General features: G+C 59.7%; 13 protein-coding genes and 2 pseudogenes. 5 read left to right on the top strand and 10 right to left on the bottom strand.

Features of this window, described 5'->3' with window-relative positions; all coding sequences use genetic code 11:
- The first annotated feature begins 66 nt into the window (after positions 1-66).
- Complete coding sequence (locus tag ACOYXE_RS12900) at positions 67-642, top strand: GNAT family N-acetyltransferase (RefSeq protein ID WP_460929526.1); 576 nt, start codon at positions 67-69, stop codon at positions 640-642.
- Positions 643-646: 4 nt separating this feature from the next.
- On the opposite strand, the gene ACOYXE_RS12905 is transcribed toward ACOYXE_RS12900, so the two are convergent.
- From ACOYXE_RS12905 to ACOYXE_RS12915, 3 genes and pseudogenes are all read right to left on the bottom strand, one after another.
- Positions 647-2,089 (bottom strand): mechanosensitive ion channel domain-containing protein, encoded by a 1,443-nt coding sequence (locus ACOYXE_RS12905; protein ID WP_405121988.1) that lies wholly within the window; start codon positions 2,087-2,089, stop codon positions 647-649.
- A gap of 209 nt (positions 2,090-2,298) precedes the next feature.
- Positions 2,299-2,731: pseudogene (locus ACOYXE_RS12910) on the bottom strand (hypothetical protein).
- 86 nt (positions 2,732-2,817) lie between these two features.
- On the bottom strand, positions 2,818-3,684 hold the full coding sequence (locus tag ACOYXE_RS12915) for a pirin family protein (RefSeq protein ID WP_460929528.1): 867 nt from the start codon (positions 3,682-3,684) through the stop codon (positions 2,818-2,820).
- Between the two features lie 104 nt (positions 3,685-3,788).
- Between ACOYXE_RS12915 and ACOYXE_RS12920 the strand changes: the two are divergent.
- Both ACOYXE_RS12920 and dkgB read left to right on the top strand, forming a co-directional pair.
- Positions 3,789-4,337 (top strand): annotated as a pseudogene (locus ACOYXE_RS12920) (LysR substrate-binding domain-containing protein); the annotation flags it as partial.
- Positions 4,338-4,555: 218 nt separating this feature from the next.
- Positions 4,556-5,359: a 2,5-didehydrogluconate reductase DkgB gene (gene dkgB / locus ACOYXE_RS12925; RefSeq protein WP_460929530.1), complete on the top strand. Its 804-nt coding sequence runs from the start codon at positions 4,556-4,558 to the stop codon at positions 5,357-5,359.
- An 18-nt stretch (positions 5,360-5,377) separates the two neighbouring features.
- On the opposite strand, the gene ACOYXE_RS12930 is transcribed toward dkgB, so the two are convergent.
- The 7 genes from ACOYXE_RS12930 to ACOYXE_RS12960 all read right to left on the bottom strand — a co-directional run bounded on the left by ACOYXE_RS12930 (position 5,378) and on the right by ACOYXE_RS12960 (position 15,995).
- Positions 5,378-8,596 carry a transporter substrate-binding domain-containing protein gene (locus ACOYXE_RS12930; RefSeq protein WP_405121990.1) on the bottom strand — a complete coding sequence of 1,073 codons (3,219 nt, stop codon included), beginning with the start codon at positions 8,594-8,596 and terminating at the stop codon, positions 5,378-5,380.
- A 10-nt stretch (positions 8,597-8,606) separates the two neighbouring features.
- Entirely contained in the window at positions 8,607-9,233 is a 627-nt protein-coding gene (locus ACOYXE_RS12935; RefSeq protein ID WP_160057124.1) for a response regulator transcription factor, read from the bottom strand.
- Between the two features lie 135 nt (positions 9,234-9,368).
- Positions 9,369-9,812 (bottom strand): chemotaxis protein CheY, encoded by a 444-nt coding sequence (locus ACOYXE_RS12940; RefSeq protein ID WP_160057123.1) that lies wholly within the window; start codon positions 9,810-9,812, stop codon positions 9,369-9,371.
- Between the two features lie 113 nt (positions 9,813-9,925).
- A complete protein-coding gene (locus ACOYXE_RS12945; RefSeq protein WP_007913384.1) occupies positions 9,926-10,642 on the bottom strand; it encodes an MgtC/SapB family protein in 717 nt (238 codons plus the stop codon).
- A 128-nt stretch (positions 10,643-10,770) separates the two neighbouring features.
- Positions 10,771-13,470 carry a magnesium-translocating P-type ATPase gene (mgtA, locus tag ACOYXE_RS12950; protein WP_160057122.1) on the bottom strand — a complete coding sequence of 900 codons (2,700 nt, stop codon included), beginning with the start codon at positions 13,468-13,470 and terminating at the stop codon, positions 10,771-10,773.
- A 573-nt stretch (positions 13,471-14,043) separates the two neighbouring features.
- Positions 14,044-15,378 carry a lysine N(6)-hydroxylase/L-ornithine N(5)-oxygenase family protein gene (locus ACOYXE_RS12955; RefSeq protein WP_405121992.1) on the bottom strand — a complete coding sequence of 445 codons (1,335 nt, stop codon included), beginning with the start codon at positions 15,376-15,378 and terminating at the stop codon, positions 14,044-14,046.
- 134 nt (positions 15,379-15,512) lie between these two features.
- Positions 15,513-15,995: a sigma-70 family RNA polymerase sigma factor gene (locus ACOYXE_RS12960; protein WP_160057120.1), complete on the bottom strand. Its 483-nt coding sequence runs from the start codon at positions 15,993-15,995 to the stop codon at positions 15,513-15,515.
- Between the two features lie 322 nt (positions 15,996-16,317).
- Between ACOYXE_RS12960 and ACOYXE_RS12965 the strand changes: the two genes are divergently transcribed.
- Positions 16,318-17,490 (top strand): efflux RND transporter periplasmic adaptor subunit, encoded by a 1,173-nt coding sequence (locus ACOYXE_RS12965; RefSeq protein ID WP_160057119.1) that lies wholly within the window; start codon positions 16,318-16,320, stop codon positions 17,488-17,490.
- Complete coding sequence (locus tag ACOYXE_RS12970) at positions 17,491-19,464, top strand: MacB family efflux pump subunit (protein WP_160057118.1); 1,974 nt, start codon at positions 17,491-17,493, stop codon at positions 19,462-19,464. It abuts the gene before it with no gap.
- Positions 19,465-19,470 lie beyond the last annotated feature (6 nt).

A 19,470-nucleotide genomic window follows, 5' to 3' on the forward strand; every position in this document is an offset into this window, starting at 1 on the left:
TCGGATCCACCCACTGCGGCGTAATAGACACTCGTCATTCGCCCGTTCCGCCGAGACCTGAATCCCATGCCAACCACGCTGCAAGGTCAGCGCATCCTGTTGCGCCCGCTTCAGTATTCAGATGCCGCCGCCCTGCTCCAGGCTGCCGCCGATGGCGAGTTGTGGAACCTCACCGTCACGGTTGTGCCTTCAGCAAGCATCGTCGACAGCTACCTGAAAAAAGCCCTCGACGGCCGTGACGCCGGCACGGTGCTGCCGTTTGTCATTGTCTTGAAAGACACCGGGGAAGTGATCGGCTCAACCCGCTTCTGGAAGATTGACCCGCTCAATCGCAAGCTGGAAATCGGCAGCAGCTGGATCGCGGCGAGCTGGCAGAAATCCTTCGTCAATACCGAAGCCAAGTACCTGATGCTGCGCCACGCCTTCGAAGTGCTCGATTGCGTGCGCGTGCAGTTCACCACCGACGAGACCAACCAGAAGTCGCGCAACGCGATTCTGCGCCTTGGCGCGCAACAGGAAGGCATCGTCCGCCATGAGCGGATCATGCCGGATGGACGCAAGCGCAACTCGGTGCGCTTCAGCATCATCGACGACGAGTGGCCGCAGGTGCGCTTGCATCTGGAGCAGAAACTCGGCGCCTGACCCTTCAGGCGCGATTGCGCAGCCACTGCAAAAAGCCTCTTTTCGGTACCACCGCCGGCGCTTCCTCGGTCAGGGACTGCGCCTTGTGCAGGCGGAAATCGAGCAGCGTCTGCATCGCGTCGTGGATGTCATGGCGCGCATCGAGGCACGGTTTAAGGTAGGACTTCTCGATGCGATACAACGCGCAAAAGGTCTTCGCCGAAAAGTCCGCCGGCAACGCGGTGTCGGACAAGATCCCAGCCTCGCCAATCACCTCGCCCGGCCCCATGCGCCCGGACTCGAATGGTGTGCCGTGGCGCTTCAATGTCACCGAAACCACTCCGGACTCGATAATGAACAGGTGATCGCTGACCTCGCCGCCCGCAAGAATGATTTCACCGGCGCGAAAGGTTTGCAGGCTCATGTTCTGGCTGAAGGTGTCTTTCTCTTCCTGACGCAGGGTGGAAAAAATCGGCGAGCTGTCGAGCAACGCCCGGGGCCGCGACAAATTGGTCGGTGCAGAGCTTTCATCGCTCGACAGCAGATTGACCCCGGACGCCTGCAAGTGCCGATAGGCCAGATCGAACAGCTGATTGCGCACTACACGCTTCTCGCCCATCGACGCGACGAACCCGCTGATTTCGTATTCCGCACCGCTGCTGCTGGAGCTTTTCAGTGCCACGCTCGGCGCTGGCGTATCGAGCAGCTGCCGACAGCCCTGCATTGCCCGCTCCAGCGCATCGATTACCGAACTGGGCCGGGCATGCGGGCTGACCTGCACGCTGACCGCGACACCGAACATATTGCTCGGTCGACTGAAGTTGATGATCTTGGCCTTGGCCGCCAGCGAGTTAGGGATCACCGCCATGCTGCCCTGACTGGTTTGCAGACGCGTAGCGCGCCAGTCGATGTCGGTGACCCGCCCTTCCGTGCCGTCGATGGAAATCCAGTCATCCAGTTGATATGGCTTGGTGGTGTTGAGGACGATCCCGGAGAACACATCGCTGAGTGTGCTCTGCAAAGCCAGACCGACGATGATCGCCAAGGCGCCAGACGTCGCCAGCACGCCTTTGACCGGCAGATCCAGCACATAGGCCAGCGCGGCAATGATTGCGATGAGGAAAATCACCGCGCCGAGCAAGTCCTGCAACAGCCGCCCGGTGTGGCCGACCCGCTGCATCATTACCGCGCCGATCAACACCGTCAGAGTGCGCGCGCCGAACAGCCACCAGCCAATCTGCAATCCGGTCGCCGCCAGATGCAGCGGCACGTTGTCGGCCCACGGCGCCGGCTCCATCGGGTTGAGGCCTTCGTTGAACAGCAGCACGCTGAACAGCGTGAAAATCAGCACCCGCACCAGCAGTTTCCACTCGCTGCCGTGGGAGGAGATCAGACGCCACAGGCCCAGATCGAGGAGGATCAGGATCAACGCGCAGAACAACGGATGTTCGGTGAGCAGAGACAGCATCAAACAACTCCGACGGGGGCCAATCGCGAGAAGATCGCACAGATTGAGCAAGTGTAGGAGCAATTGATTTCAGAGCCTGAACACCCACGCCAAAACACCGCGAAACCCATGTAGGAGCTGCCGCAGGCTGCGATCTTTTGATCTTTAAAAAACAACATCAAAAGATCGCAGCCTGCGGCAGCTCCTACACAGGTTTACGGGGTGGCAGATTACTTACCGTTAGTCAGGGTGCTGTAGCTGGTCATCAGGTTACGGTAGTCCGGGATGTGGTTGGAGAACAGCGTGCCCAACCCTTCGATGTCGTTGCGCCAGTCGCGATGCAGCTCGCAGGCCAGACCGAACCAGGTCATCAATTGCGCACCGGCGCTGGACATGCGGTTCCACGCCGATTCGCTGGTCAGTTCGTTGAACGTACCGGACGCGCCTTCAGCTCTGGCACCAACGGGCGTTGGAGCCGGTTTCGAAACTGGTGGTGAGGATCGTCGGCAGTTTGAAGTACTTGGCCAGATCGGCCAGCGCCAGCACGTTGTTCTTGAATTTGTCCGGTTCAATGTCGCGCACCAGTGACAGCAGTCCGGCTTGATGGTCGACCAGCAGCACCGCAGCGTTGTTCTTGTCCAGACGTTTGTATTGAGTGGTCATGTGCGTTTCCTCTTTTCTATAGGCAACAGCCATCCCTGGCCTGCGAACCGGCCTACGCGTCCTGTGTAGAGCGGAGTGGTGATGCGTTAAGCGTGCATCTGACCGAAGCGGCCGGACTGGAAGTCGGCGAAGGCCTGGTGAATTTCCTGCTCGGTGTTCATCACGAACGGGCCGTGGCCGACGATCGGTTCGTCGATCGGCTCGCCGCTGAGCAGCAACACCACCGCGTCCTGGCTGGCTTCGAGCGTCATCTGATGGCCGTCACGTTCGAACAGCGCCAACTGCCCTTCACGCACCGATTCCACACCGTTGACCTGCACCGAGCCTTTCAACACCACCAGCGCGGTATTGCGGCCTTCGTGCAGATCCTGCGTCAGCAACTTGCCGGCGTTGAGGCGCAGATCCCACACGTCGATCGGTGTGAAGGTGCGCGACGGGCCTTTGTACCCCTCGAATTCACCGGCGATCAGGCGCAGGCTGCCGGCGTTGTCCTTGAGCGCAATGCTCGGGATGTCGCTGTCGAGAATCGTCTGGTAGCCCGGCGCGGCCATTTTGTCCTTGGCCGGCAGGTTGACCCACAGCTGGACCATTTCCAGTTTGCCGCCGGTTCTGGCGAAGTTTTCCGAATGGAATTCCTCGTGGAGGATCCCGGAAGCCGCAGTCATCCATTGCACATCGCCCGGGCCGATCACGCCGCCACTGCCGGTCGAATCGCGATGCTGCACTTCGCCTTCATACACGATAGTCACGGTTTCGAAACCACGGTGCGGATGCTGACCAACGCCACGCCGTTCAGTCGTCGGGGTGAAGTCGGCCGGGCCGGCATGATCGAGCAGCAGGAACGGGCTGATGTGTTTGCCCAGGTTGTCGTAGGAAAACAGCGTGCGAACCGGGAAACCATCGCCGACCCAATGGCCGCGCGGGCTGGTGTAGATACCGATGATGTTTTTCATGGTTGTCTCCAATGGGGTGAGTGATGTGATGGATTAAGCTTAAATCCATGACCATTAATGCACTAGACTGCAAAAATCAGCCTTAGCGTTCTATCTGGAGAACGATGGTGGAGTTGTTTATCGAGAGCACCAACCGCCGTGTCGATCTGTTGCATGAAGGCATTGACATTGCCTTGCGCGTGCGTTTCCCGCCGCTGGAAAACACCGACATGGTCATGAAAGTGCTGGGCAACAGTACGCAATCAGTGGTCGGCAGCCCGTAGTTCGTCGAACGTCTGTCATCACCGCCCTCGCCTGCTGACCTCAATGGCCTGCCGAGCCTGCATTGGGGGGCGGCGCAGCGCGAATATCAATGGGAACTGCTCGGGCCGAATGGCAACACGGCGCTGAATCGGCATACGCCGCGGATGGTCACCGATGATTTGATTGCCTTGCGTCAGGCGGTGATTGCCGGCGTTGGCGTGGCGCATCTGCCGAGCGTAGTCGTGCGAGAGGACATTGCTACCGGACGAGTCGTGGAGTTGATTCCGGGCTGGGCTCCGAAATGCGGGGTGGTGCATGCGATCTTTCCGTCGCGGCGCGGGTTGTTGCCGTCGGTGCGCACGTTGATTGATTTTCTCGGGGAGGAGTTTGCGCAGAGCGATATAGCCTGAGACCGAGTCGCGACCATCGCGAGCAGGCTCACTCCTACAGGAGACCGCGTTCCAATGTAGGAGTGAGCCTGCTCGCGATAGGGCCAGTCCAAACAACAAAAATCAATGGGTGGATTCATGACTTGCGGTCAACAGTGCTTTGCCCCGCCAGCGGTTTTTCTCAACGATGCAGACGCGGATACTCCCGGCCATTCCCACTGCAACCCCTGGAGTCTTTCATGTCTGTTCCCGCTTTTGGCCTTGGCACGTTTCGCTTGCAAGGCCAGGTCGTCATTGACTCAGTGAGCACCGCCCTCGAACTCGGCTACCGGGTCATCGACACCGCGCAAATCTACGAAAACGAAGCCGATGTCGGCCAGGCCATCGCAGCCAGCGGCATCCCGCGTGAAGAGCTGTTCATCACCAGCAAGATCTGGGTCGCCAACTTCGCCAAGGATCGCCTGATCGACAGCCTCAAGGAAAGCCTGGAAAAACTGCAGACCGGCTACCTCGACCTGACGCTGATTCACTGGCCATCGCCGGAAAACCAGGTCCCGGTCGAAGAGTTCATGGCCGCCCTGCTGGAAGCCAAACGCCTGGGCCTGACCCGGCAGATCGGTGTGTCCAACTTCACCATCGAGCTGATGCAACAGGCGATCGCCGCGGTCGGTGCCGACCACATCGCGACCAACCAGATCGAACTGCACCCGTACCTGCAAAACGGTAAAGTCGTCGAGTTTGCACAGAGCCAAGGCATCCACATCACGTCGTACATGACCCTCGCCTACGGTGAAGTGCTGAACGATCCGCTGATCCTGCAAATCGCCGAGCGCCTGCAGGCTACTCCGGCGCAAGTCACTCTCACCTGGGCAATGCAGTCGGGCTATGCCGTGATTCCTTCGTCGACCAAACAGGCCAATCTACAAAGCAACCTCGCCGCCACGGCGCTGACGTTGAGCGACGCCGACATGGCACTGATTGCCAAACTGGATCGCGGCCATCGCCTGACCAGTCCGAAAGGCATCGCGCCAGACTGGGACTGATCCAGCGATATTGCCCGTTCAGGCCTGCAGACGTTGCGCGAGACCGGTCATGGCCTTGCGCAACGTCTCGACTGCGATGCCCAGCGTGGCCGCTTGCGCCTGTTGACTCGCCAGTTCCAGATCAACACACGCCGCCACTACTTGCGCCGCGCCCACCATCTGCGCCCCGCCCTTGATGTGATGAGTGAGTTCACGCAGCCCTGCACGATCCAGCTCAGGCTGCAAATCATCAAGACGTTGCAGATCGAGTTGCAAACTGTTCAACACTTCCTTGCGCAACTGTTCGATCATGGCACGATTATCCCCGGCCATTTGCTCCAGGGTGCTCAGGTCGATTTCCGCCAGCGCCAGCACCTCAACGGGGTCAACCGCGATGTCGCAATGACTGGCCGCCGCCAACGCCTGCGCCAGGTCGTGCAAGCGGATCGGTTTGAACAGACATTCGTCCATGCCGGCATGCAGGCAACGCGTTCTTTCTTCGGCCTGTGCATTGGCGGTAAACCCGAGAATCAGACAGGGTTCGCGACCGGTAATAGCTTCTTCATCACGAATGGTCCGCGCCAGTTGATAACCGTTGCGCCGCGGCATGTTGCAGTCGGTGATCACCACATCAAACGCCTGCGCCCGCCAGCGCTCCAACCCTTCATCGCCGTTCTCGGTGTCGACCGTGTGATGGCCGAGTTCACTCAACTGCCAGCACAACAGCAAACGGTTCACCGGGTGATCGTCCACCACCAGCACGCTCAGTGAACACGTATCAGCAGCCGCAGTTCGTGGGGTTGCCGGGGGCTGAGCGAGGACGACCAACAGTGGCAGTTCGAGACTCACTTCGACCTGCGTTCCCTCGCCCGGCGTACTGTCGAGCCGCAGCGTGCCGCCCATCATTTCGCAGAGGCTGCGACTGATGACCAGCCCAAGTCCGGAACCACTGCGTACCGACTGCGAGTGATTGCTCGCCTGCACGAAAGGGCTGAACAGCCGCTGCCGATCATCGTGGCTGATCCCTATTCCGCTGTCCTCAATCAGCACCTTCACGGCCAGGCGCTCAGTCATTCTTGCACTCACCGTCAGCCGTAGACTGACCTCACCCTCCTCGGTGAACTTGATCGCGTTGCTGAGCAAATTAGACAGCACCTGTTTGAAGCGCGTCGGATCAATCAGCACGTCCACATTGCTGCGCGCATCGAGTTCGATGTGCCACAGCAAGCGTTTCTGCCGCGCCAGCCCTTCAAACACCCGACACACCGACACCACCAGTTCACGCAGGTTGGCGCGTTCGGGCGCGAGTGACAAATGCCCGGTTTCGATCCGTGCGATGTCAAGAATGTCGCCGATCAGCGCCAGCAATTGTTGCCCGGCGTTGGACGCCACCTGAATGGCCAAACGATCGGTCACACCCTCTTCTGCGCGCTTCAAGGCCAGTTCGAGCATACCGATCAAGGCATTCATCGGCGTGCGGATTTCATGGCTCATGGTCGCCAGAAAGGTGGTTTTCGCCCGATTGGCGTCGTCCGCCGCATCCTTGGCTTCCTGCAATTGCTGCAACCATTGCTGGCGCCGGCGAATCTGCTGGCGCTGAAAAACGATCCAGGCCAGTGCCAGCGCCAACAAGACCGCTGCACCGGCAAAGCCAAGCAGGATTTCCTGGCGATGTTTTAACCAGTAACTGTCATCGACCACCACATCGTGGCTCCAGCGTTCAACCAGTTCGTCCATCTGTTGCGGGGCGATACTCAGGAGTGCCTTGTTCAGGATCGAATGCAGCGCGGGCATTTGCGGTGCGGTCGCCAGCGCAATGCGCGCCGGTTGATCGCCGACGGTGCCGCTGATCCGCAGGTGTTCACGGTAGTGACGGGCGATCAGAAAGCGTGCGACCAGTAGAGAGCTCACCGTGGCGTCGACTTGACCTTTGGCAATCATCGCCATGCCTTCAGCGGGACTTTTGACGTCGACCAGACGAACGCGCGGCACGCGTCCCAGGAGATAACTGCGCAACGGATGGCCGCGATAAATCGCTAGTCGCTTGCCTGCCAGGTCATCAAGGTTGAGCGGCCCCTGCGCAGTGTTTGCGCTGACCAGCACAAACGGATTGTTCAGATAGGCGCGAGTAAATTGCAGTTCGGTTTCGCGCTCGCTGCTCGGCGTCACCACCGGCAATACATCGAGTTCACCGGCCTTGAGCTGTTCTATCTGGCGATCGAGCGATGCTCCGCGCACGATATCGAACTTCAGGCCGCTGCGCTGGCTGATCAAGTTCAGCAGTTGCGCCGACAGCCCGCTGAAACGGCCATCGGCATCAAAAAAAGTCAGCGGTGCGAAATCTTCGATGGCACCGACGCGCACCACCGGATGCTGCTCCAGCCACTCCCGCTCACTGGCACTGAGTTGCACCCGCGACTGTTCAGCCATTTCGGCAAGGCCAGCGCTCCAGCGTTGCTCGATACGTTGACGGCGCTCCATGGGGATGGCCGCCAACGCTTTATCGACGATGCGTTTGAGGTGCGGGTCGCTGCGCAACAGGGCAAAGCCGAACGCATTGGCGTCCAGTCCCGCCGGGCCGGCCAATTGCAGGTCGTTACGATAATTGGTGTTGATCAGGTAGTTGGCGCTGATGAAGTCACCCAGATAAACGTCATCCGCGCCAAAGGCCACCGCGCCCAGCGCATCCATCGCCGAAGGATAACGCTGCACGCTGGCGTGGGGATAAAACGCTTGCACGCTCGCCAGCGGCAGATAGTCCTCGACCATGGCCAGACGCTTGCCGGCCAGATCGCTCGGCAATTGTTCTTCGAGCCGGGTCACCAGCATCGGCTGATCTTCGGCGTAAGCACGGGACAGGATGATGTCCGGGTCGGCGGTCTCAAAACTGTTGGAAGTCCCCAACACATCGAGATCGCCGCGCTTGAGCGCCGCCATCACCGCATCGCGATTGGCAAAACGCAGGACTTCGATGCGCACGCCGAGTAATTGCGCCAGCAGATCGGCGTAATCAGCGGTCAGCCCTTCGAGTTCCTGTTGATTGCGGGAGATCTCGAACGGCGGGTAATCCGGTCCGGAAATGCCCATGCGCAACACCGGGTGCAAACGCAGCCATTGCCGATCCTGTTCGTCCAGACGTAGCTGGACATTTCCCGGTCCCGTGCGGGTCAGCACTTGCAGCACTTGCGGCGCTTCACTCGCCCAACAGGTGGCCATCAGGCTCAACCACCACCAGACAATCCAGCATCCTGGCTTCATGTGCGATCGCTCAGATCAAATGATTGCGCTTGGCGAAGTCGCGCAAGTGCATCGCCGAAATCACCCCGAGTTTTTTCATCAGGCGGGTCTTGTAAGTACTCACGGTCTTGTGGCTCAGGTGCATGTCCTCGGCAATCGCCTTGTTGGACTTGCCCTGCGCCAGCTGCTGGAAAATGCTCATCTCACGATCAGAGAGCTGATCGATCATCTGTTTTTCCGTGGCCTGCACGGCATTCAGCGTGCTGAAATAGTCCGGGAGTGCGGCAAAATAGGTATGCCCTGACATCACCGCACGAATGGCATTGCGCAACTGCTCCAGTTGATTGGTTTTGGTCACGTAAGCCATGGCCCCGGCACGCACACAGCGCTCCTGATAGAACGCAGGTTCGTATGTACTGAAAACCACCACCGGGCTTTGAAGATTATTGACCCTGATTCGCTCCAGAACGTCCAGTCCATCGAGTACTGGCAAATTCAGATCGAGTATCACCAGTTGAGGCTTGTGTTCACGAATAAGCGACACCACCTCGTTGCCTTGAGATGCTTCGTAGATCAGTTTGAAACCCGCAGCTATTAACACGATTCGGATGGCGGCGCGCACCACCGGATGATCATCGACGATCAGCGCTGACTTCATGGCCACTCCCGATGCAAAGTCTGGCGAACGAGCCACCGATGGGGGCTGATCCAGACTCAGTGGCTGCGCAGGGACTGTTACATGGAACGGCGAGCGAATCACCTGTCAGACCTGACAGTTGTGGTCAGGGATTTTTTATGCATGTGCAGCATTTTGCACCGACGGGCACACCTTGCGCACGGCCGGTTCGTGTGGCTTTGCGGGTACATCGACCAGCGCCATCAACTGGCGGATCGACTGCTTTGAGGGCAGTGACAAATGACTGACGTGTACATTTTCCTGAGCGAAGCCCGAAGCCTGCTGTAGCGGTGCCGTGCCTTCGTTGTAGATCAACGCCTGACGAACCTGCGGGTTATCGAGGAAGAACCCCAGCAGATCCAGCGAGCCCGCCGCCAGTTCGGCGTTGATGACCACCACATCGAAGGGCTCGCAACCGTAATCCACCAGCGTCATCAGTTCGATAAGGCTTTGCGCCGGCGCCACGCGGTAATAGTCGAGGCTGTTGAACAAGCGCTCGACTTTCATCCGGTGGAAGTGCTGCGAGTCGGCGATCAGGATGCGCAGGGCTTTATTGATCATGGTCAATCTCCCGGGGTCACGGTTTCTGGGTGCGGCAAGACTACGCAAGCCTCGTGGCGGGATCTGTAGGAATATTCCGAAAAAAACAGCTACTCATCGGAGGGTGAGGCAGTTTACTCAGTGGTACTCGGACTCCAGAACGCCTGCACTACCAGCGCCGACGTGGAAATTCGCGCCACCAGTGCGTCGAGTTCATCGCCATCGACCGAAGTTGTCGCCAGCGTCGCTTCGATCTCGATTTCATCGGCACCGAACGCATGCACATCAACATCGCTGGCCGGGTAGTTGCTGCGTTCAAGCTCGGCTTCGAGCAAGGCAAACACGGCGGTTTGCTGTGAGCGTCGGGCGATGACATAGACGATGTTGGTGACTTCCGCCGAGACCACGTCCAGTGGCTGGCGGTTGATGTTGTTGACGATCGGCCGCAGCAAGGTGTTGGCGGCCAGAATGAACAGCGTGCCGAGTACGGCTTCGGCGAGCAGATCGGCGCCGGCACAGGCGCCGACCGCCGCTGAAGTCCACAGAGTCGCGGCGGTGTTGAGGCCGCGCACGTTGCCCTCTTCGCGCATGATCACCCCGGCGCCGAGAAAACCGATGCCGGACACCACGTAGGCGACCACACGCACCGCGCCTTCAGCGCCGGCGAGACGGTTGGCCATGTCGACGAAAATCGCCGCACCGACCGCGACCAGCACATTGGTGCGCAGGCCGGCGGTGCGTTGCCGGTACTGGCGCTCGAAGCCGATCAGACCGCCGAGAATGAACGCAGCGCTGAGGCTGACGAGGGTGTCGAGCAGCGAATCGAGGTTGAGGTTGTTGATGGCTTGCATCGTCATCTCCCTGAAAAAATACACAGCCCTGTAGGAGCTGCCGAAGGCTGCGATCTTTTGATCTTTGGAAGCAGAATCAAAAGATCGCAGCCTTCGGCAGCTCCTACAGGGGGCAGCGTTCTAGCTGTTTATTGCCAGCCGAACCGGCGGATGTAAAAACCTTTCACCGCCTGGGTCAGCGCCATGTACGCCAGCAGAATCACCGGCAGGAACACGAAGTACAGCGACGGCAGCGCCTGCAATTTGAAGTAGTGCGCCAGCGGCCCCATCGGCAGGAAGATGCCAACCGCCATGATGATCCCGGTCATCACCAGCAGCGGCATGGCGGCACGGCTTTGCAGGAACGGAATCTTCGGCGTGCGAATCATGTGCACGATCAGCGTCTGGGTCAGCAAGCCGACCACGAACCAGCCGGACTGGAACAGCGTCTGGTGATCCGGCGTGTTGGCGTCAAACACGTACCACATCAAGGCGAACGTGGTGATGTCAAAGATCGAACTGATCGGGCCGAAGAACAGCATGAAGCGCCCGACATCGCCCGGCTGCCAGCGTTGTGGTTTTTTCAGCATTTCCTCGTCGACGTTATCGAATGGAATGGCGATCTGCGAAATGTCGTAGAGCAGGTTCTGCACCAGCAGGTGCATCGGAAGCATCGGCAGGAACGGAATGAACGCACTGGCGACCAGCACCGAGAACACGTTGCCGAAGTTGGAACTGGCAGTCATTTTGATGTACTTGAGCATGTTGGCGAAGGTGCGCCGGCCTTCGAGCACGCCCTCCTCCAGCACCATCAGGCTCTTTTCGAGGAGGATGATGTCGGCCGCTTCCTTGGCGATGTCCACCGCACTGTCTACCGAGATACCGATGTCAGCCGTACGCAGCGCGGGTGCGTCGTTGATGCCGTCACCCATGAAACCGACCACGTGACCGTTGCCTTTGAGGATGCGCACGATGCGCTCCTTGTGCGACGGCGTCAGTTTGGCGAACACATTGGTGGTTTCCACGGCTACCGCCAGTTCGGCATCGCTCATGCGCTCAACGTCATTGCCCAGCAGCAGGCCTTGTTGCGCGAGGCCGACTTCGCGGCAGATCTTCGCAGTCACCAGTTCGTTGTCACCGGTCAGCACCTTCACTGCCACACCATGTTCGGCCAAGGCCTTGAGCGCTGGCGCGGTGCTTTCCTTCGGTGGATCGAGGAACGCCACGTAACCGATCAGCGTCAGGTCCTGCTCATCGGCCAGGCTGTAAATCTCGCGACCTTCGGGCATTGAGCGGGCGGCCACCGCCACCACGCGCAAGCCTTCAGCGTTGAATGCTGCGGTGACCTGACGAATCCGGGTCAGCAATTCATCGCTCAAGGCTTCATCGACCTCGCCGTGACGCACGCGGCTGCACACCGCCAACACTTCTTCCACCGCACCTTTGCAGATCAACTGGTGTGGCTGGCCACGCCCTTCGACCACCACCGACATACGCCGACGATTGAAGTCGAACGGAATCTCATCGACCTTGCGAAACGCCGTGCCGACTTTCAGTTCACGGTGAATTTCCACGTGTTCCAGCACCGCGACATCCAGCAGGTTTTTCAGGCCGGTCTGGTAGTAGCTGTTGAGGTAAGCCATTTCCAGCACGTCATCGGAGTCTTCACCCCAGACATCGACATTGCGCGCCAGGAAGATCTTGTCCTGAGTCAGCGTGCCGGTCTTGTCGGTGCACAGCACGTCCATGGCACCGAAGTTCTGAATCGCGTCCAGACGTTTGACGATGACCTTTTTGCGTGACAGAAACACCGCGCCTTTGGCCAACGTCGAGGTGACGATCATCGGCAGCATTTCCGGGGTCAGGCCGACGGCAATCGACAGTGCGAACAGCAGCGCTTCGGTCCAGTCACCCTTGGTGAAACCGTTGATGAACAGCACCAGCGGCGCCATCACGAACATGAAACGGATCAACAGCCAGCTGACTTTGTTGACGCCTTGCTGGAAGGAAGTCACTGCGCGATCAGTAGCGCCAACACGCTGGGCCAACGCACCGAAATAAGTGCTGTTGCCGGTGGTGAGAATCACCGCCACCGCTGTGCCGGAGACGACGTTGGTGCCCATGAACAGGATGTTGTCCAGCTCCAGAGGATTGCGCGTGTCGCGATCAGCCTGACGTGGAAACTTTTCCACCGGCATCGATTCGCCGGTCATCGCCGCTTGGCTGACGAACAGATCCTTGGCGCTGAGCACCCGGCAATCGGCAGGAATCATGTCACCAGCCGATAGCACGATCAGATCGCCCGGCACCAATTGCTTGATCGGCAACTCGCTGCGTGGCGCGTCACGGCGCATCACCGTCGCGGTGTTGCTGACCATGGCTTTGAGCGCATCGGCGGCTTGGTTGGATTTGCTTTCCTGCCAGAAACGCAGCAGCGTCGACAGCACCACCATGGAGAAAATCACCACGGCGGCTTTGAGGTCTTCGGTCAACCACGAGATCACCGCCAACAGGGTCAGCAGCAGGTTGAACGGATTTTTGTAGCAGTGCCACAGGTGAATCCACCATGGCAGCGGCTGCTCGTGTTCGACTTCGTTGAGGCCGTATTGCGCACGCAGCGCATCGACTTCGAAATCGGTCAGGCCATCGGAATGCGTACCCAGTGACGACAGCAACATACCGCTGTCGCACTGCGCGGCATCGACCAGGGTGTTGGCCAGAGTGGGCGGGACTTCACGGCTGACCGTGGAGTCGCTGATCGATTCCAGCAGCGCCAGGCGACGGAAGTGCCGGGCGATGTGGCGGGTCCGCAGAAAACCTGCGAAGAATTCCTTGAGCGTAAGTTTCATGGCTGTTGCCCCTATGGTCAGCCGGGAAACTGTCAAGCAGGTACCGCCGCGCCTCGTCCGCCGGAAAACCGGCACGGCAAGGCTTGGCGCGCCGGTCAGAAAAGACAGGCGTGTCGATAGGGCTGCGATCACAACAATGAAGTCGCAATCACGCTCTGTTCAGCGTCGATGAGAAGGACGTCTAGCCATGGCCCAGGACGGGTCATGCACGGGATGCCGCTGCTCGCTTTTACGGCGAGACAACGACAGAGAAAGTCTGCGCGTTATCTTGCCGAGAATCTGCCGGTTACCGAGACCGGCCGACAACTGTCACTCGAACAAGTACCCACTGTGGGTCTCCGCTATTGATGAAAACGCGCGAAGCTTACGCCCCGATGATGGGAGAGTAAACCGGCAAAAGGAGGTGTGTCGGGGAATGTGGCGGGTGTTCAGGAAGGGTTCAGGATTCGGATTTTGCGGTGATTTTGATGGCCCCTTCGCGAGCAGGCTCGCTCCCACATTTTGTCCTGCGTACACAGAACCATTGTGGGAGCGAGCCTGCTCGCGATAGCGGTGTATCAGGCGCCGCTGATCTTAGCTGGCGGTTGCCAACAGCAGATCCGCCATCGAACGATGCCCACGGTTCTTGCCATGCTCATACAAAGAACCGGCAATCTCGTCCGCACGAATCGGTAGCACCGATAGCAACGTATCGCTCAGACCGTGGCTGGCCTGGCAGAAGCCCTGCATGTAGATGCCGGCCTTGCAGCGTTCGTCGGTGATCACTTTGTAGTTGCGATCAACCTCGAAGTCGCCCAGGTATTCTTCCAGCGGTGCCAGCAGTTTGCGGTGCATCTGCCGTTCGTAGCCGGTCGCCAGAACAACGGCATCGTAGTTGCGCACGGTGACTTCGCCGGTGGCGTTGTTGCGCACGGCCAGTTCGATACCGTTTTCGGTCGCGGTAGCGCTCTCGACAGTGGTCAACGTACGGAACGCGTGACGGGCAACCCCGGACACCTTCTGACGATAGAAGATGCCGTAGATGCGCTCGATCAGGTCGATGTCGACCACCGAATAGTTGGTGTTGTGGTACTCGTTGACCAGACGCTCACGCTCGGCGCTGTTCTGCTGGAACACCAGGTCGGTGAACTCCGGGGAGAACACTTCGTTGACGAACGGACTGTCGTCGGCAGGCTTGAGTGCCGAGCCGCGCAGGATCATGTCGACCTGTACCGACGGGAACGAATCGTTCAGATCGATAAAGGCTTCCGCCGCACTCTGTCCGCCACCGATGATCGCGATGCTCATCGGTTTATTGTTGACGCATGGCTGCTTGGCCATTTGCGACAAGTACTGCGAATGGTGGAACACACGAGTGTCGCCCTTCAGCGCCTTGAACGCCTCCGGAATGCGCGGCGTGCCGCCGGCGCTGACCACCACCGAACGGGTGGTCCGCACATGCTGCTGGCCATCGCTGCCACGGGAAATCACCCGCAGCGCTTCAACCTGGTGGTTGTGCAGGACCGGCTCGATGGTCAGCACTTCTTCGCCGTAACGGCTCTGCTCGGCGAATTGCCCGGCAACCCAGCGCAGGTAGTCGTTGTACTCCATACGGCACGGATAGAAGGTGCCGAGGTTGATGAAGTCGACCAGACGACCGTGATATTTGAGGTAATTGACGAACGAGTACGGGCTGGTTGGATTGCGCAGGGTCACCAGATCCTTGAGGAAGGAAATCTGCAACTCGCTCTGCGTCGACAGGGTGTTGCCATGCCAGCTGTAGTTGGCCTGCTTGTCGAGGAACAGCACATCCAGCTCGCCTTGGGTCGGGCCGCGCTCTTGCAGAGCGATGGCCAGTGCCAGGTTCGAAGGGCCGAAACCGACGCCGATCAGGTCGTGAACGATGGGCGATGCAATTGCCTGAGTCATTTCCAGTGTCCTCTGGATGAACCCCTCAACAAGGGGCAAGGAGAGCCTAAGTGACCTGACTGGCCTTGAGCAGGACAGCAGGTCGTCTGTTGAGTAGGAACGAGGACAGTGAATTAAAATTTAACGCGGACGGCTCAATGGGCATCCCATTGCTTGATGCGCAGGCGGCAATGCTTCATGGCATTGACGATGTGCTTTTCCACCAGAGCCTTGGAAATGCCGAGCTGCCCGGCGATTTCCGGGTGTGACAGGCCTTCGATCTTGCGCAGCAGAAAACTTTCGCGACACAGCGGTGACAACTCGGCCAACGCACGCTGAAGCATCTCCAGGCGCTGGCCATGATCAAGGTTGCCGTGGGGAGACGGGGTGAAATAGCGCTCTTCATTATCGAGCACGTCGAGTGACTCGACCTGGCGCAAAGCGTTGCGCCGATGATCGTCGATGACCAGATTCAGCGCGGTTCGGTAGAGAAAGGCGCGGGGTTGCTCGATCGGTGTGTCGCTGGAACGTTCCAGCACTCGCAGATAGGCGTCATGCACCACATCTTCGGCAACCTGACGGTTGCCGAGCTTGGCGTTCAGGAAACACACCAGCTCGCGATAGTAGTTTTCCAACATGACTCCCGGCCGCAAACCTGCGGGTTCTGTCCTTGAGCTCACTGATTGACCCCTGCGCAAAACGCAGTAGCAAGATAGTGGCAACTTGAGGTGCGTAATTTATAGTAATTCTCATATAGATTTAAAGTGGTGTTTATCGTTGACCGACAAATAGTGCTGCTCTATAGCTGTAACTTCGTATGTCCGCAGTTAAATTCTCCTGCACTTCCATCGTTTACAGGACAGCTCCCCGTGTCTGTCGCACCTTGCGACAGCGTTCAGTGCTGCCCGAATCTGTGTGCCAGCCGAACGACGGGCCGATTTTCACTGGCCGGAACCCTGCATGAAACGTCCCCGCCCCGCCCGACGCGCCCTGCTCGTAGTCCTTTGTCTGATCCCCGCTGTCGCGTACGCTGCGTGGCAGATCCTGCCGCCAGGTCGGGATAAATTCACCACTGTGCAAGTGACCCGTGGCGACATCGAAAGCAGCGTCACCGCGCTTGGCACACTGCAACCGCGTCGTTACGTGGATGTTGGCGCGCAAGCCTCCGGGCAGATTCAGAAAATCCATGTCGAAGTCGGCGACGTGGTCAAGGAAGGACAGTTGTTGGTGGAAATCGATCCATCAACGCAAAAGGCCAAGCTTGACGCCGGCCGCTTCTCGGTCGAGAACCTCAAGGCGCAATTGCAGGAACAACGTGCCCAGCACGAATTGGCGCAACAGAAGTATCAGCGCCAACAGAATCTGGCGGCTGGCGGTGCAACCCGCGAGGAAGACGTGCAGACCGCCCGCGCCGAACTGAAAGCCACGCAAGCGCGCATCGACATGTTCCAGGCGCAAATCCGTCAGGCTGAAGCCAGCCTGCGCAGCGATCAGGCCGAGCTCGGCTACACGCGGATCTATGCGCCAATGGCCGGCACCGTGGTCGCCCTCGATGCCCGCGAAGGCCAGACCCTCAACGCGCAACAGCAGACACCGCTGATCCTGCGCATCGCCAAGCTGTCACCGATGACCGTTTGGGCCGAGGTTTCCGAGGCAGATATCGGCCATGTCAAACCGGGCATGACGGCTTATTTCACCACCCTCAGCGGCGGCAACCGGCGCTGGAGCAGCACCGTGCGGCAAATTCTGCCGGTGCCACCAAAACCGCTCGATCAGACCAGCCAGGGCGGCGGCAGCCCGGCCAGCAGCAGTAAAAGCGGCAGCGCTCGCGTCGTGCTGTACACGGTTTTGCTCGACGTCGATAACGCCGATAACGCCTTGATGGCCGAGATGACTACCCAGGTGTTTTTCGTCGCTGATCAGGCCAGGGACGTCCTCACTGCCCCAGTGGCTGCTCTGCAAGGCAGCGCTACCGCCAACCTGCAAACAGCCCAAGTGGTCGCTGCCAACGGCAAGATCCAGTCGCGCGAGGTACGTACCGGGATCAGCGATCGGCTCAAGGTGCAGGTTCTCGAAGGACTTGACGAAGGTGATCACCTGCTCATCGGCCCCGCTGACGGCAGTGGTGGTTGAATGCAAACGCCCTTGATCGATCTGCAGGACATCCGCAAATCCTACGGCGGCGGCGACGCACCTGAAGTTCATGTACTGCGCGGCATCGACCTGTCGATCCACGCCGGCGAATTCGTGGCAATTGTCGGCGCATCCGGTTCCGGCAAATCGACACTGATGAACATCCTCGGCTGCCTCGACCGCCCGACGTCCGGCGAATACCGCTTCGCCGGGGAAAACGTCGCCGGCCTCGACAGCGACGAACTCGCATGGCTGCGCCGCGAAGCCTTTGGTTTCGTGTTCCAGGGTTATCACCTGATTCCGTCAGGCTCAGCCCAGGAAAACGTCGAGATGCCGGCGATCTATGCCGGCACTCCGGCCGCCGAGCGCCACGCCCGCGCGGCCGCCCTGCTAGACCGCCTCGGCCTGGCCTCACGCACCGGCAACCGTCCGCACCAGCTCTCGGGCGGCCAGCAACAACGGGTGTCGATTGCCCGTGCGTTGATGAACGGCGGCCACATTATTCTTGCCGACGAACCGACCGGCGCCCTCGACAGCCACAGCGGCAAGGAAGTCATGGCGCTGCTCGACGAACTGGCGAGTCAGGGCCACGTCGTCATTCTCATCACCCACGATCGCGAAGTGGCGGCGCGGGCCAAACGCATCATTGAAATTCGCGACGGCCTGATCATCAGTGACAGCGCCAAGGACAACCCCGAAGCCCAGACCAGCGCCAACCCTGGCGCCTTGCAAGCCGTCGATCTGCGCAAACGCCTGGTCGAAGGCGCCGAAGCCACCGGCGCCTGGAAAGGCGAACTAGTCGACGCCTTGCACGCCGCTTGGCGGGTGATGTGGATCAATCGCTTCCGCACCGCGCTGACCCTGCTCGGCATCATCATCGGCGTAGCCTCGGTAGTGGTAATGCTTGCGGTCGGCGAAGGCAGCAAGCGTCAGGTCATGGCGCAGATGGGCGCGTTCGGTTCGAACATCATTTACCTCAGCGGCTCGGCGCCCAATCCGCGCACGCCACCGGGGATCATCACCCTCGACGACGTCCGCGCACTGGCGAGCCTGCCGCAAGTGCAACGGATCATGCCGGTCAACGGCGCCGAGGCCGGTGTGCGGTTCGGCAATGCCGACCACTTGAGTTACGTCGGCGGCAACGACACCAACTTCCCGGCGATCTTCAACTGGCCGGTGGTGCAAGGCAGCTATTTCACCGAGGCCGACGAGGCGAACGCCGCCGCAGTGGCGGTGATTGGCCACAAAGTCCGGAGCAAACTGCTCAAGGACGTGATCAACCCGATCGGCCAATACATCCTGATCGAGAACGTACCGTTTCAGGTGGTCGGTGTACTGGCGGAAAAAGGCGCCAGCTCTGGCGACTCCGACAGCGACAACCGCATCGCCATCCCCTACTCGGCCGCCAGCGTCAGGCTGTTCGGCACCCGCGATCCGGAATACGTGGCCATCGCCGCCACCGACGCACGCAAGGTCAAGGACGCCGAAGAAGCCATCGAGCAGCTCATGCTGCGCTTGCACAACGGCAAGAAGGATTTCGAGCTGACCAACAATGCCGCAATGATCCAGGCCGAGGCGCGCACGCAAAATACCCTGTCGCTGATGCTCGGCTCGATTGCCGCGATTTCCCTGCTGGTCGGCGGCATCGGCGTGATGAACATCATGCTCATGACCGTGCGTGAACGTACCCGCGAGATCGGTATCCGCATGGCCACCGGTGCGCGGCAGCGCGACATATTGCGCCAGTTTCTCACCGAGGCAGTGATGCTCTCGGTGGTCGGCGGCATTGCCGGCATCGCCCTGGCGTTGATCGTTGGCGGCGTGCTGATTCTGAGCGAAGTGGCCGTCGCGTTCTCGTTGATGGCAGTGCTCGGCGCTTTCGGCTGCGCCCTTGTCACCGGTGTTGTCTTCGGCTTCATGCCAGCCCGCAAAGCTGCCCGGCTCGACCCGGTCACGGCCCTTACCAGTGAATGATCGATC

The organism is Pseudomonas sp. MC6 (assembly GCF_054790575.1).

Coding starts and splice junctions, on each gene's coding strand:
- ACOYXE_RS12945 (WP_007913384.1), bottom strand. CDS start 10,642: ATGCAAGCCATCAACAACCTCAACCTCGATTCGCTGCTCGACACCCTC.
- ACOYXE_RS12915 (WP_460929528.1), bottom strand. CDS start 3,684: ATGAAAAACATCATCGGTATCTACACCAGCCCGCGCGGCCATTGGGTC.
- ACOYXE_RS12960 (WP_160057120.1), bottom strand. CDS start 15,995: ATGTTGGAAAACTACTATCGCGAGCTGGTGTGTTTCCTGAACGCCAAG.
- ACOYXE_RS12930 (WP_405121990.1), bottom strand. CDS start 8,596: ATGAAGCCAGGATGCTGGATTGTCTGGTGGTGGTTGAGCCTGATGGCC.
- ACOYXE_RS12940 (WP_160057123.1), bottom strand. CDS start 9,812: ATGATCAATAAAGCCCTGCGCATCCTGATCGCCGACTCGCAGCACTTC.
- ACOYXE_RS12970 (WP_160057118.1), top strand. CDS start 17,491: ATGCAAACGCCCTTGATCGATCTGCAGGACATCCGCAAATCCTACGGC.
- ACOYXE_RS12900 (WP_460929526.1), top strand. CDS start 67: ATGCCAACCACGCTGCAAGGTCAGCGCATCCTGTTGCGCCCGCTTCAG.
- ACOYXE_RS12965 (WP_160057119.1), top strand. CDS start 16,318: ATGAAACGTCCCCGCCCCGCCCGACGCGCCCTGCTCGTAGTCCTTTGT.
- ACOYXE_RS12905 (WP_405121988.1), bottom strand. CDS start 2,089: ATGCTGTCTCTGCTCACCGAACATCCGTTGTTCTGCGCGTTGATCCTG.
- ACOYXE_RS12955 (WP_405121992.1), bottom strand. CDS start 15,378: ATGACTCAGGCAATTGCATCGCCCATCGTTCACGACCTGATCGGCGTC.
- mgtA (WP_160057122.1), bottom strand. CDS start 13,470: ATGAAACTTACGCTCAAGGAATTCTTCGCAGGTTTTCTGCGGACCCGC.
- ACOYXE_RS12935 (WP_160057124.1), bottom strand. CDS start 9,233: ATGAAGTCAGCGCTGATCGTCGATGATCATCCGGTGGTGCGCGCCGCC.
- dkgB (WP_460929530.1), top strand. CDS start 4,556: ATGTCTGTTCCCGCTTTTGGCCTTGGCACGTTTCGCTTGCAAGGCCAG.